Here is a 12,610-nt window from a genome sequence, read left to right on the forward strand (position 1 = left end):
ATGTCCGGTTCGCTTGTGAAAACTGCCATGGCCCTCCCGGATTTGCCCGCGCCTCCTGAATCCCGATTCATCCGCGTGCGCGGTGCGCGCACGCACAACCTGAAGAACATCGACGTCGACCTGCCGCGCCATGCGCTGGTGGTCATCACGGGGCTGTCCGGGTCGGGCAAGTCGTCGCTCGCCTTCGACACCCTGTATGCCGAGGGCCAGCGGCGTTATGTGGAGAGCCTGTCCAGCTACGCGCGGCAGTTCCTGCAGCTCATGGACAAGCCCGACGTGGACATCATCGAGGGCCTGTCCCCCGCGATCTCCATCGAACAGAAGGCAACGTCGCACAACCCGCGCTCGACCGTCGGCACGGTCACCGAGATCCACGACTATCTGCGCCTGCTCTATGCCCGCGCCGGCACGCCCTTCTGCCCCGACCACGACCTGCCGCTGGAGGCGCAGTCGGTCAGCCAGATGGTGGACGCCGTGCTGGCCATGCCGGACGAGGCCAAGCTGATGCTGCTGGCGCCGGTGGTGCGCGACCGCAAGGGCGAGTTCGTCGAGCTGTTCGCCGACCTGCAGGCCCAGGGTTATGTGCGCTTTCGCGTCGACGGCGCCACGGTGGAGGCACCCGACATTCCGGCGCTGAAGAAGGCCGAGAAGCACGACATCGACGTCGTCATCGACCGCATCAAGCTGCGCCATGACTCGGCGGACAGCCTGCGCCAGCGCCTGGCCGAGAGCTTCGAGGCGGCGCTGCGCCTGGCCGACGGGCGGGCCCTGGTGATGAACATGGACAGCGAGCAGACGACGCTGTTCTCCAGCAAGTTCGCCTGCCCGGTCTGCTCCTATTCGCTGCCCGAGCTGGAGCCGCGCCTGTTCTCCTTCAACTCGCCGGTGGGCGCCTGCCCGAGCTGCGAGGGCCTGGGCCAGGTGACGGTGTTCGACGCCGACCGGGTCGTCGCCTTCCCGACGTTGTCGCTGGCCAGTGGCGCGGTGAAGGGCTGGGACCGGCGCAACCCCTACACCTTCTCGCTGCTGGAGTCGGTGGCGGCGCACTACAAGTTCGACGTCGAGGCCCCGTGGGACAGCCTGCCGGCCACCGCCCAGGAGGTGCTGCTGCGCGGCTCGGGTACCGAGGACATCAGCTTCGTCTACCAGGCCGAGACGGCCGCGGGCAAGAAGCGCTCGGTCAAGCGCCAGCATCCCTTCGAGGGCATCCTGCCCAACCTGCAGCGGCGCTACAAGGAGACCGATTCAGCCGCCGTGCGCGAGGACCTGGCCCGCTACATGGCCGCCAAGCCCTGCACGGCCTGCGAGGGTTCGCGGCTGCGCCGTGAAGCACGGCATGTCGTGCTGCAGCCAGCCGATGCGCCGGCGGGCGTGCGCGGCCGGCCAATCTTCGAGGTCGAGCATTCGACGCTGCGCGAGTGCCTGGACTATTTCGAGACGCTCAAGCTCAAGGGCAACAAGGCCGAGATCGGCGACAAGGTCATTCGCGAGATCGCGTCGCGGCTGCGTTTCCTCAACGACGTCGGCCTGAACTACCTGAGCCTGGACCGCAGCGCCGAGACGCTGTCCGGCGGCGAGGCCCAGCGCATCCGCCTGGCCAGCCAGATCGGCTCGGGCCTGACCGGCGTCATGTATGTGCTGGACGAGCCCAGCATCGGCCTGCATCAGCGCGACAACGACAGGCTGATCGCGACGCTGCGGCGGCTGCGCGACCTGGGCAATTCGGTGCTGGTGGTGGAGCACGACGAGGACGCCATCCGCGCCGCCGACTGGGTGTTGGACCTCGGCCCCGGCGCCGGCGTGCATGGCGGCCAGGTCATGGCCCAGGGCACGCCTGATCAGGTGGCGGCCAACCCGAATTCCTTGACGGGCCAGTACCTCAGCGGCGTGGCACGCATCGAGGTGCCCGCCGAGCGGCACAAGCCCGTGCAGGAGTCCCGGTTGCGCATCGTCAATGCGCGCGGCAACAACCTCAAGGGCGTGACGGTCGAGATCCCGGTGGGCCTGTTCACCTGTGTGACCGGTGTGTCGGGCTCCGGCAAGAGCACGCTGGTCAACGACACGCTCTACACGGCCGTCGCCAAGAAGCTCTACAGCAGCCACGCCGACCCGGCGCCCTATGACGAGATCGAGGGCCTGGACGCCTTTGACAAGGTCATCAACGTCGACCAGTCACCCATCGGCCGCACGCCGCGCTCCAACCCCGCCACCTACACCGGCCTGTTCACGCCCATCCGCGAGCTGTTCGCCGAGATGAACACCGCGCGCGAACGCGGCTACGGCCCGGGGCGCTTCAGCTTCAACGTGGCCGGCGGCCGCTGCGAGGCCTGCCAGGGCGACGGCGTGCTGAAGGTGGAGATGCACTTCCTGCCGGATGTGTACGTGCCCTGCGACGTCTGCCAGGGCCGGCGCTACAACCGCGAGACGCTGGAGGTGCTCTACAAGGGCAAGAACATCACCCAGGTGCTGAACATGACGGTGGAGGACGCCTACGAGCTGTTCAACGCCGTGCCGGCGCTGGCGCGCAAGCTGCAGACGCTGCTGGACGTGGGCCTGGGCTATGTGAAGCTGGGCCAGAGTGCGACGACGCTGTCCGGTGGCGAGGCCCAGCGCGTCAAGCTGGCGCTGGAGCTCTCCAAGCGCGACACGGGGCGCACTCTCTACATCCTGGACGAGCCGACCACCGGCCTGCACTTCGCCGACATCGCGCTGCTGATGAAGGTGCTGCACCAGCTGCGCGACGCGGGCAACACCATCGTCGTCATCGAGCACAACCTGGACGTCATCAAGACGGCCGACTGGCTCATCGACATGGGGCCGGAAGGCGGCGCCGGCGGCGGCACGCTCCTGGTGGCGGGCACGCCGGAGGACGTGGCGGCCTGTGAGGCCAGCCACACGGGGCGCTATCTGGCGCCCTTGCTCCGGCGCTGACGAGCCGCACCTGCGGGCCGAGCGCCGGGCCGCTCCCAAGCCGGCCCGAAATGGCGATGTGCTTGCCGGTCGACCCGGCAAGCATCGCCGTCCCCTCGGGGGACCGGCTGGACTCGCCCGCGTTCAGCAAGGGCGAGGCCGGACGAGGGGCTTCAGCGCCTGCGCTGCCTCGCGCGGAAGATGATGACGAGCAGGCCCAGGGCAATCATGGCCCAGGTGCCGGGTTCGGGCACGGCCGGCGTGTGGGGCAGATCAATGGGGCCGTCGGCCGGGCGAATCGTGCCGGGCGGCAGGGCGGGCATGCCGAGGTTGACGAGGCCGGGAGCCCCACCACCGCCGGCGTTGGCAGGGCCGCTGGCGCCGCCGCCCGCCAGCAGGCTGCCGCCCTGAGCGGGCGAACTCGACAGCGCTGACACGCCGGATGCGGTGGCAAAGCTGTCCGGCGCTGCGGCTGCGGGGCCGGCGCCCGGGGCCTCGAATTCCAGTGGCGCAGTTTCTTCGCCCTCACGAGTCGACGAGGCGACGTTGCTGGCGTGGGCCGGTGCCACGGCGCTGGGCTTGTCCAGGCGGCGGATGCGGCTGACGTTGCGGCAGACGGTGGGCACCAGGATGCACTGGCCGTCCTCGCAATAGACGAGGCCGCGCTCCTGCGTCGTCGCCGTCCACTTGCTGCGCGTCACCGTGCGGCAGACGGCGCCGGGGCCGAAATGCATGTCGCGAATCTCGGGTGCGTAGCTCGCCTTGCCTGTGATGGCATCGCGCCCGATGACGGCAATGTCGTCATAGCTGCGCGCCTTCATGCGGGCCTTGAGCTTCTCGCGCGTCGCGGTGGGGATGTCCTGGTAGCGATCGACGGCCGCGACCACGTCGCCCATGAATGGATTGGCGCCGGGGCGGTCCCAACTGCACTGGGGCAGCGTGGAGCCGGCAGAAACGGCGAGGGCGAGGGTGGCGATCAAGGACATCGGAAGGCCCGCAAAAGGGAAGCGCCCGAACCAGGCGCATGTCCCTAGTATTAGGGAAGGCTAGGGTTTGTCCGCGTTGAAGACCCGCAAAGAGGGGGTGGTCGTCGGGTGAGATAAATCACGCAAAAGGCTGAAAACGATTGCCCGTCATCGCTTGCTGGTCCGGCCCGCCATTGCTGCTATCGTGCCGACCGCCTCCCGCAGTCCCCCCGAACCCTCCATGCCCGATCGCGCCGCGCCGCTGGTGCTTTACGTCGAAGACGACCGCATCCACCTGATCCTGATGGAGGAGGTGTTCCGGCTGCTGCAGGGCTGGGAGCTGCGCATGGTCGAGACAGGCGCCGAGGCCCTGGCGGCCCTGGCCGAATGCCAGCCGGCGCTGGTGTTGGTCGACATGAACCTGCCCGACATGACCGGCCTGGAGTTGCGCGAACGCGTGGCCGCGGACGCCAGCCTGGCCGCAGCTTTGAGCGCGCGCTGGGTTGCGCTCTCGGCCGACAACCCGGGTGCCCTCGTGCGCGCCGCCCGCGCGGCGGGCTTCGACGACTACTGGCTCAAACCCATCGACGTACCGATCCTTCAGGCCGGCTTGCACAAGCTGCTGGGCTGAAGTGGGCGCCCCTCGCCCAGTCTGGCCTCGCTGGACGCGGGCAAGCCTGATCGGTCTTGCAGACCGCGCAGCCGACGGAGCGGCTGCTCTTCGAAGGACATGGGCCTCTGGCCCATGGCAGGCCCGGCGCTCGGCCCGCAGCGGCAAGAGCCGCGAACCCGCTGTGCCACGGTCCTAGCTGATATGGACGAAAAAAAGCCCGGCAGAACCGGGCTTGTGTTGACGAGGCCGCTTGCGCGGCGCCGCTTCACTTCAGGTGGCTGTTGATCAGCTTGGTCATCTCGAACATGTCGGCCTTGGCCTTGCCGAAGATTTCCTTCAGCTTGGCGTCGGCGTTGATGACACGCTTCTGCAGCTCATCCTGCAGCTTGTTCTTCTTGATGTATTCCCAGACCTTCTTGGTCACATCGGTGCGCGGCAGGGGAGCTGCGCCGACGATGGCCGCAAGAGCGGCGCTGGGGGTGAGGGCCTTCATGAAGGCGGCGTTGGGCGTGCGCTTCTTGGCGGGTGCTGCGGCTTTTTTGGCCGGAGCTGCCTTCTTCGCAGGTGCTGCGGCTTTTTTGGCCGGAGCTGCCTTCTTTGCTGCAGGCGCCTTTGCGGGCGCTGCTGCCTTCTTCGCCGGTGCGGCCTTCTTAGCCGGTGCCGCCGCCTTCTTCGCGGGCGCGGCCTTCTTCGCAGTTGCCATGTCGATTCACTCCATCAAAGGTTGTTGATGTGCCGGGTCCGGGTGAAGGCCGCGTAAGCCTTCAATACTCTCTAGCACCCTGCGGCGGCGATGGTACTGCGCTCCCTAGGGGAAGAGAAGGCTTTCATAGAGGGGATGACCCGCAAAGGCCCATGAAATCGGGCCTTTGAGGCCCTGCTTGTCGCTAGGCCGCATCACTTGGGCCTTCACGGGCCTTGCAGTCAGGCGATGTCGTCGCTGCCGGGCGCGCGCTTCATGCCGCTGAACATGGCGCTGACGAGGTTCTCGCGATGCCGCCAACTCGTCAAAAGGACGCCGCCGAGATGGCCAACGACCAGGGTCGCGACGAGCCAGGCGAGCATCGCGTGCAGGTCCGACAGCCATTCGTAGCCCCACAGCCAGTCGGTCGTGTAGAGCCAGCCACTGAGCGTCAGCAAGGCGGCCGTGGACCACAGCGCCAGCACCATCCATCCGCCCAGCGGGTTATGGCCGACGTAGCGCCGCTCGCGCCCGGCGCGCATCGCGCGGGCATAGGCCAGCACCGTGCGCGGCCGGCGCACGAACTGGGCGAGGCGCGCATAGCCGTGGCCAACGAAGCCCCAGGCCAGCCGCAGCATCACGGCCGCGCCCGCGACATAGCCGGCAGTGTGGTGCCAGGCGTCGAAGTGGCTGGGCGGCCAGTGCCCGCTGATCCACGCGGTCGCGACGGCGGCCGCCAGCGTCCAGTGCAGCAGGCGCACAAGGCCGTCCCAGACGCGCACGCGCATGCTGATCTACTTCTTCTCGGCGGGCTGCTCGCCTTCCGGATAGACGCGCTCGAAGGTCTTGGGATTGAAGAAGGCCTCGGCCTTCTTGCCGGCGCCATCGAAGCCGTAAACCTCGTAGCAGCCGTTGTAGTTCTGGACCTTGCGGACCTTCCAGCCTTCGCCTTCGAGTTTTTTCTGGAGTTCCATCTGCGGCTTCTTCTCTTCCTTGGGCACGGCGGGGCAGGAGACGTTGCCGTGAGCGAAGGCGGCGGAGGCGGTGAAAGCGAGGAGAAGGGAGGCGAGGAATTTCATGGTGAGCCTTTCAACGGGAGTTGCCTGGCCAGAGCAGCGCCGGGCCGGCGTCGGCGAGAGTCTTGCAGCCGGAGAGCGCCATGGCGATCTCGAGTTCGTCGCGCAGCAGGCGCAGCGCATGCGCCACGCCCAGCGCACCGCTGGCGGCGAGGGCATGAACGTAGGGGCGGCCGAGCAGCACGGCGTTGGCACCCAGGGCCATGGCCTTGAGCACATCGGTGCCGCGGCGGATGCCGCCGTCGACGAGCAGCGGCACGTCGGGCCCGAGGGCGGCCCGCAGCGGTGGCAGCAGTTCGGCGGTGGGCGGCAGCGTGTCCAGCGTGCGGCCGCCGTGGTTGGAGACGATGAAGCCGGTCACGCCGCGGGCCAGGGCTTCACGCGCATCGTCGGTGTGCGTGACGCCCTTGAGCAGCAGCGGCAGCCGGCTCTCGGCGCGCAGCCAGTCGATCTCACGCCAGGTGGCGGCGCGCGGCATCAGGCCGTCGAAGAGCGCGCTCTGGCCGGGCTGCAGGTTCAGCGGCTTCTTGACGCCGCCGAGGTTCACCGCGCGGATGTCATCGGGCAGCTTGAAGCCGATGCGGCGCTCACGGTCGCGCGCGCCGTGCACGGGTGCATCAACGGTGAGCACCAGGGCCTGGTAGCCGGTGGCTTCGATGCGCTGGAGCAGCGCACGCATGAAGTCGCGGTCGTCACGCCAGTAGAGCTGGAACCACAGCGGGCCGGCACTCGGGTCGGCCAGCATCGGTGCGGCGACCTCTTCCATCGTCATGCTGGCCTGGGCGCTGAGGATGAGGCCGGCCTGCTGGGCGGCGGCGGCGTGGGCGATGGCCAGCTCGCCGTCGGCATGAAAAAGGCGCTGGTAGGCGATGGGCGCCAGCAGGATGGGGTGGCGCAGCTCGCGGCCGAGCAGCGTCACGCGCGTGTGGCCGCCGGAGAGGTCGCGCAGCACGCGGGGCTGCAGCTTGATGGCGTCCCAGGCCGCGCGGTTGGCGCGCAGCGTGATCTCGTCGGCCGCGCCGCCGTTCAGATAGGCCCAGGCCTTGGCATCGACGCGGGTCTGGGCGTGCGATTCGAAATCTGCCAGGTTGGCGAGGCCGTCCGGCAACGACTCGATGCGAGGCGCAGTCACGTGTCGGCCCACATCCGCAAGAGGTTGTGATACGTGCCGGTGAGCTGCACCAGTTCGGGCGTTTCGCCCAGCTCGCCGCGCAGCTTCATCAGGCTCATGTCCATCTCATAGAGCAGGCGGCGCTGTTCGTCGCCACGCACCATGCTCTCGATCCAGAAGAAGCTGGCCAGCCGCTCGCCGCGCGTGACGGGCTCGACGCGGTGCACGCTGCTGCCGGGATAGACGACGAGGTCGCCTTCGGCGAGCTTGACGCGCTGCTCGCCGAAGGCGTGTTCGATGACGAGCTCACCACCGTCGTAGTCGGCCGGTGCGCTGAGGAACAGGGTGCAGGAGATGTCGGTGCGCACGCGCTGCACCCCACCGGGCAGATAGCGCACGGCCTGGTCGACATGGCTGCCGTAAGCATTGCTGGCACCGGCATAGCGGTTGAACAGCGGCGGCAGCACGCGCTTCGGGAGCGTGGCGGAGAAGAACACCGGGTGCTTCTCCAGCGCCTGCAACACCAGCGTCTGCAGCTCGCGGTGCTGTTCGCGATCTTTCTCGCTCAGGGGCTGCAGCTGTTCGTTGTTCTTGACCTGCGCGGCCTGGCGGCCGGCAGTGCTGCGGCCATCGGCCCACGGAGCGATGGCCAGCAGTTCGCGGGCCCGGGCCACGCCGGCAGCGTCGAGGATCTGGGGGATCTTCAGCAGCATGGCGTGGCGCGGGCCTTTTGGGAGGAGGTTAGAACTTGTAGGTGCCCGTCAGCGCGACGACGCGGCCCTTGCCCGGGATGTAGTGGCCCGTGTAGAGGGTGTCGGCGTAGCGCTTGTTGGTCACATTGTCGACGTTGAGGCGGAACAGCAGCGCGTCCTCGACGACGGTGTATTCGGCCATCAGGTTGCCGATGATGAACTTGGGCGCGTAGAAGCCGGGGTTGCGGTTGGGCTGCTGGCCGCTGCGAGCGTTGAAGCCGCCGCCAACGCGCCATTGCGGCGTGATCTTGTAGGTCGTCCACAAGCTGCCGGAGTAGCGCGGCGTCAGCGACGGGCGCGTGCCCTCGCCTTCCGCGCCTTCGGCACCGACGTCGATGATGGCCGTCGGCATCCAGGTGAAGGTGCCGAAGACTTCCCATTCCGGCGTGATGCGGCCGGTGATGTCGACGTCGATGCCCTGGGCGTGGCGCTTGCCGGACAGCACGACCAGATTGCTCAGCGGGTCGGTATTGCGCTCGTGCAGCTTGGTGGCGCGGAAGATGCCGAAACGCGTCGTCAGCCTGCCGTCGGCGCTGTCGTACTGGCCGCCCAGCTCGATGTTCACCGACTTCTCGGGCGGGATGTTGGCGTTGGTGGCGCTCAGCGAGTAGGTGTCGCCCGAGGTGTTGAAGGACGTCGCGCCCATCAGGTGGAAGGACAGCTGGGCATTCGGCTGGAACAGCACGGCGGCGCGCTTGCTCCACTCCGATACGTTCATCCGGTAGCTGTCGGTCGTTGAGCGAGCGATCTTGTCGTAGCCCGGCGTGCCGGTGGCGTTGTAGCTGTAGTTGAAGTTGTCGTAGTCGCCCTTGAGCTTGTCGTAGCGCAGGCCGGCGAGCAGCTTCCAGTGCGGCGTGAGTGACACCATGTCCTGCACGTAGGCGCCGGCAGAGCGGGAGGTGTACTCGCTCGCCTTCAGAGGTTGGCGGCGCGACTCGTCGATGCCGGCACCATCGTCGGGCGTGCCGGCCAGCGTGCTGGGCTTGGTGAGGCCCAGCGCCGCGTAGAAGGCCGCACGCTGAGCTGCCGTCAAGCCGGGGCTGTCGTTGTAGACCTGCTTCTTCTCCTGGGCGAAGTCCACGCCGGTCATGACATGGTGCTCCATGCCGGCGGCCTTGAACCTGGCGCTCAGGTCGCTCTGCACGGTGATGGTCTGCAGATCCTGGATCTTCAGCTGGGTGCCGCGGGCCAGCACGGTGTTGGGGCCGAAGGTCGCCAGTGACGCGGCAATGCCGCCCGGCTGCAGGGCTGCAGCCGCGAAGCGCACCGTGCCGGCGCGCTGGTCACGCGTGTAGGACGCATAGCGGGCCTTGGTGACCAGCTCGACGTTGGGGCTGAAGCGGTGCGTGTGCGAGCCCATCACGTAGTTGGCCGTGCCCTTGTTGCGGTCGCTGGCCAGCCCGAAGTAGGCGGTTGGTGCCAGCGGCAGCAGCGTCGTGGCGCTGCTCGGAGCGGTCGGCGTGGGCTTGATCCACGGCATGCCGTAGTTCATGCCGTTGTTGTTGTCCAGGGCGTACAGCGTGAGGGCGAACTCGTCGTCTTCGCCAATGCCCGTGCGCACCGAGCCGGCCAGCCCGGCCTTGTTGATCATGTTGCCCGAGCCGTCGTTGTCGGCGCGGTTGACCATGGTGCCGATGCGCCAGGCCGTCGTCTCGCCGCTGCGCTTGTTGAAGTCGCCGGTGACGCGCAGGCCGCCGTGGCTGTAGGCGCCGACGTTGATCTCGTTCTGGTCGGCCAGCACAGCCTGCTTGGTGACCTGGTTGACCGCGCCGCCGCTGGAGCCGCGGCCGAACATCAGCGCACCGGAGCCGCGCAGCAGCTCGACCTTGTCGAGGAAGAAGGTGTCGCGGTCGTAGAAGGCCGGGTCGCGCATGCCGTCGATGAAGATGTCACCGGTGCTCTGCAGCGAGATGCCGTGGATCTTGATGTCTTCCTCGCCGCCTTCGGCCGCCTGGAAGGTGATGCCGGCGGTGTTCTTCAACACTTCCTTGACGTTGTCGAGGTTGCGGTCGTCGATGAGCTTCTCGGTGACGATGGTCAGGGACTGCGGGATGTCGCGGATGTCCTGCTTGCCCTTGCCGATGCGCGTCTCGGTGGCCTGGTAGCCGTCCTTGCCTTGCGGCTCGGCAGTGGCCTTGGCGCGCACGGTGGGCAGCACGCTTTCTTCCTTGGCGGGCGCTTTCTGTGTGGGCGCGGTCTGGGCCAGGGTGGCCGTGGCCAGGCCGAAGCCGGCGGCCAGCGCGCCCAGGGGTAGCAGCGCCTGCGTCTTCGACTTGTTCGATTTGTTCTTGCGGGACATGGATTTCTCCGAGGGATCGTGTTGAATGGGCATGGCTTTGCCCACGGCGGCGCAAGGCGCCGCCCACGGCATGGCTACTCAGGGAAAGGAGGTGGGGTCAGCGGTCGACTTCGTAGGACATCGGCGCGATGACCTCCCACTCGACGGGCTGCCCGTTCTCGGTGTACGGCGCGAAGCGGGCACTGCGCATGTCCTGCAGCGCCTGCTCGTCCAGGCGGGCGAAGCCCGAGGACTTCGCCAGGGTGATCTCACGCGGCTGGCCGCGCACGTCGACGATGACGCGCAGGTGCACGACGCCGGACTCGTGCAGCCGCTTGGACATCAGCGGCACCGTCATGCGCGGCTCTTTCAGATAGCGCACCGCACTGGCGGGGATCTGCTTGATCTGCGGTGCGGGTGGCGGCGTGATCGCAATGACAGGTGTCGGCGCCGCCTGCACCGGAACGACCGTCGGTGGCGGCGGCGGCAGAGCCGCAACGACGGGAGAGGGCGCGGGCGCCGCCGCGACGGCGATCAGCGGTGGATCCACCATCGTCAGCGCCGGCGCCTTCAGCTCCGGCATCGCCACCGGGGGCGGTGGCAGCGGCTTGGGCGGTTCGGCCGGTGCCACCAGGCGCACGACGACGGGTGCCAGGCGTGCCACCGTGCGGTGCACATCCTGCACCTGGCTCAGGCCCCACAGCCCCAGCAGATGCAGCGCCGCGATGCCCACCAGCAACAGGCGCCGGCTGCGCGACGGGCGCCCCATCTCGGCAAAGCTGAGCCGCGGTTCCGGCACTCGCAACGGCAGCACCACCGCCGGTCGCGATGGGACGGCGACCGGCGCGGGAAGGGCCGAATTGGAGGCAACAAAGGCGAGGGCGGGCTTCACGAGCGAGACAGGACCGTGTTCGATGAAAAAATCTTAACACGAATGCGAACGATTCCTATTTGATGCGGCATCGCGATGCTGCAGTCATGCGACACCGCTCTGGCGGTGGCCCGATATGCTCGCGGCCATGACCAAGATCCTCGTTCGTTGGCTGCTGCTCGCTGGCGCCCTGCTGCTGGTGGCTCACCTCTACCCCGGCGTCATCGTCAAGAGCTTCACGTCTGCATTGATTGCGGCCTTCGTACTGGGCTTGCTGAACACGCTGCTGCGGCCCATCCTCGTGCTGTTGACGCTGCCGGTGACGGTGCTCAGCCTGGGCCTCTTCCTCTTCATCATCAACGCGCTGATGTTCTGGATGGCCGCCACGGTGCTGGATGGCCTGGCCGTGACGGGCTTTGCCGCCGCGCTGATCGGCTCGCTGATCTACAGCCTGTGCGGCATGGTCATCGACGTCGTCGTCGAGCGCGTCTTCCCTGGCGACTGAGACGGGGCCCCTCGCCCAGCCTCTCCTTGCTGAACGCCGGCGAGTCCAGTCGGTCCCCCCAGGGGACGGCGATACTTGCCGGATTGACCGGCAAGCACATCGCCCTAGGCGGGCCGGCTCGGGAGCGGCCCAGCGCTCGGCCCGCAAATTCCGGGTGCCGCAAACGCGAAATGGATCACTGACGCGTCAGCGGCAGACGAAGTCCAGGCTCGCGGCCGCGAAGGCGGCCAGTTCCTCGCGCGCATCGCCAGCGCGGGCGCGCAGTGCCATCGAATGCAGCACCGCCGATGCGAGCTGGGCGCGCATCGCGACATCGGTGCCGCGCGGCAGCTCGCCGTCGTTCACTGCCCGCTGCAGCCGCGCCTCGAAAGCGGTGTTGAAACCGCGCAGCGAATCGCCGAGCTGCTGGCGAATGGCTTCGTCCCGCGGCGCCTCGGTGGCCGCCGTGCCAATCAGCAGGCAACCCCGCGCGGCCTCGTCGGGCGGGTAGTAGAGCTGCAGCGCCAACTCGTAGACGCGCAGCAGGCCATCGCGTAGCGAACGGTCCGCCAACGCCGCGGCGATGGCGGCATTGGATTGCTCGGTATACAGGCGCAGCGCCAGCAGATAGAGGGCGTGCTTGTCCCCGAAGGCGCCATACAGGCTGGGCCGGTTCAGGCCCGTGGCATGGCTCAGGTCATCCAACGACGTCGCTGCATAGCCGCGCTGCCAGAAGGCCAGCGTGGCCTGCGCGAGCGTGGCCTCGGTGTCGAAGCTGCGTGGCCGCCCGCGAGGGCGCGGGGGTGGCTTGGCCTCATCTTCAGATTTTTGTACCACGGCGCATGAAATTCATTGACGACAGTGAATT

12 protein-coding genes are annotated in these 12,610 nt (G+C 68.0%); 3 read left to right on the forward strand and 9 right to left on the reverse strand.

Annotation, left to right across the window (positions count from 1 at the left end):
* Positions 1-27: 27 nt before the first annotated feature.
* Positions 28-2,931, forward strand: coding sequence for an excinuclease ABC subunit UvrA (gene uvrA, locus ASC91_RS01565; protein ID WP_056191409.1), 2,904 nt, complete (start codon positions 28-30; stop codon positions 2,929-2,931).
* Positions 2,932-3,083: 152 nt separating this feature from the next.
* Here uvrA and ASC91_RS01570 read toward each other — a convergent pair whose 3' ends face one another.
* Positions 3,084-3,896: an MHFG family PEP-CTERM protein gene (locus ASC91_RS01570; protein WP_056191411.1), complete on the reverse strand. Its 813-nt coding sequence runs from the start codon at positions 3,894-3,896 to the stop codon at positions 3,084-3,086.
* 220 nt (positions 3,897-4,116) lie between these two features.
* Here ASC91_RS01570 and ASC91_RS01575 point away from each other — a divergent pair, with 220 nt between their 5' ends.
* A complete protein-coding gene (locus ASC91_RS01575) occupies positions 4,117-4,506 on the forward strand; it encodes a response regulator (RefSeq protein ID WP_056191414.1) in 390 nt (129 codons plus the stop codon).
* Between the two features lie 247 nt (positions 4,507-4,753).
* Here the strand turns inward: ASC91_RS01575 and ASC91_RS01580 are convergent, their stop codons facing one another.
* From ASC91_RS01580 to ASC91_RS01610, 7 genes are all read right to left on the reverse strand, one after another.
* Positions 4,754-5,191, reverse strand: a complete 438-nt coding sequence (locus ASC91_RS01580; protein WP_056191416.1) for an SWIB/MDM2 domain-containing protein — start codon at positions 5,189-5,191, stop codon at positions 4,754-4,756.
* 221 nt (positions 5,192-5,412) lie between these two features.
* Complete coding sequence (locus ASC91_RS01585) at positions 5,413-5,958, reverse strand: cytochrome b/b6 domain-containing protein (protein ID WP_200955200.1); 546 nt, start codon at positions 5,956-5,958, stop codon at positions 5,413-5,415.
* A 6-nt stretch (positions 5,959-5,964) separates the two neighbouring features.
* Positions 5,965-6,249 carry a PepSY domain-containing protein gene (locus ASC91_RS01590; protein WP_056191418.1) on the reverse strand — a complete coding sequence of 95 codons (285 nt, stop codon included), beginning with the start codon at positions 6,247-6,249 and terminating at the stop codon, positions 5,965-5,967.
* Between the two features lie 10 nt (positions 6,250-6,259).
* Positions 6,260-7,378 carry an alpha-hydroxy acid oxidase gene (locus tag ASC91_RS01595; protein ID WP_056191420.1) on the reverse strand — a complete coding sequence of 373 codons (1,119 nt, stop codon included), beginning with the start codon at positions 7,376-7,378 and terminating at the stop codon, positions 6,260-6,262.
* Positions 7,375-8,070 (reverse strand): Fe2+-dependent dioxygenase, encoded by a 696-nt coding sequence (locus ASC91_RS01600; protein ID WP_056191422.1) that lies wholly within the window; start codon positions 8,068-8,070, stop codon positions 7,375-7,377. Before ASC91_RS01600 ends, ASC91_RS01595 begins: the two co-directional genes overlap by 4 nt.
* A gap of 28 nt (positions 8,071-8,098) precedes the next feature.
* The gene (locus ASC91_RS01605) at positions 8,099-10,408 is read right to left on the reverse strand and encodes a TonB-dependent siderophore receptor (RefSeq protein WP_056191423.1); all 2,310 of its coding nucleotides are present in this window, start codon (positions 10,406-10,408) and stop codon (positions 8,099-8,101) included.
* A gap of 97 nt (positions 10,409-10,505) precedes the next feature.
* Entirely contained in the window at positions 10,506-11,279 is a 774-nt protein-coding gene (locus ASC91_RS01610; protein WP_162247722.1) for an energy transducer TonB, read from the reverse strand.
* Positions 11,280-11,406: 127 nt separating this feature from the next.
* Here ASC91_RS01610 and ASC91_RS01615 point away from each other — a divergent pair, with 127 nt between their 5' ends.
* On the forward strand, positions 11,407-11,763 hold the full coding sequence (locus ASC91_RS01615; protein ID WP_235531772.1) for a phage holin family protein: 357 nt from the start codon (positions 11,407-11,409) through the stop codon (positions 11,761-11,763).
* A 186-nt stretch (positions 11,764-11,949) separates the two neighbouring features.
* Here ASC91_RS01615 and ASC91_RS01620 read toward each other — a convergent pair whose 3' ends face one another.
* Positions 11,950-12,579: a TetR/AcrR family transcriptional regulator gene (locus tag ASC91_RS01620; RefSeq protein ID WP_056191430.1), complete on the reverse strand. Its 630-nt coding sequence runs from the start codon at positions 12,577-12,579 to the stop codon at positions 11,950-11,952.
* Positions 12,580-12,610 lie beyond the last annotated feature (31 nt).

The sequence above is a fragment of the Pelomonas sp. Root1237 genome (assembly GCF_001425055.1).
In the GTDB taxonomy this organism is placed as follows: domain Bacteria; phylum Pseudomonadota; class Gammaproteobacteria; order Burkholderiales; family Burkholderiaceae_C; genus Pelomonas.

Coding starts and splice junctions, on each gene's coding strand:
- uvrA (WP_056191409.1), top strand. CDS start 28: ATGGCCCTCCCGGATTTGCCCGCGCCTCCTGAATCCCGATTCATCCGC.
- ASC91_RS01570 (WP_056191411.1), bottom strand. CDS start 3,896: ATGTCCTTGATCGCCACCCTCGCCCTCGCCGTTTCTGCCGGCTCCACG.
- ASC91_RS01575 (WP_056191414.1), top strand. CDS start 4,117: ATGCCCGATCGCGCCGCGCCGCTGGTGCTTTACGTCGAAGACGACCGC.
- ASC91_RS01580 (WP_056191416.1), bottom strand. CDS start 5,191: ATGGCAACTGCGAAGAAGGCCGCGCCCGCGAAGAAGGCGGCGGCACCG.
- ASC91_RS01585 (WP_200955200.1), bottom strand. CDS start 5,958: ATGCGCGTGCGCGTCTGGGACGGCCTTGTGCGCCTGCTGCACTGGACG.
- ASC91_RS01590 (WP_056191418.1), bottom strand. CDS start 6,249: ATGAAATTCCTCGCCTCCCTTCTCCTCGCTTTCACCGCCTCCGCCGCC.
- ASC91_RS01600 (WP_056191422.1), bottom strand. CDS start 8,070: ATGCTGCTGAAGATCCCCCAGATCCTCGACGCTGCCGGCGTGGCCCGG.
- ASC91_RS01605 (WP_056191423.1), bottom strand. CDS start 10,408: ATGTCCCGCAAGAACAAATCGAACAAGTCGAAGACGCAGGCGCTGCTA.
- ASC91_RS01615 (WP_235531772.1), top strand. CDS start 11,407: ATGACCAAGATCCTCGTTCGTTGGCTGCTGCTCGCTGGCGCCCTGCTG.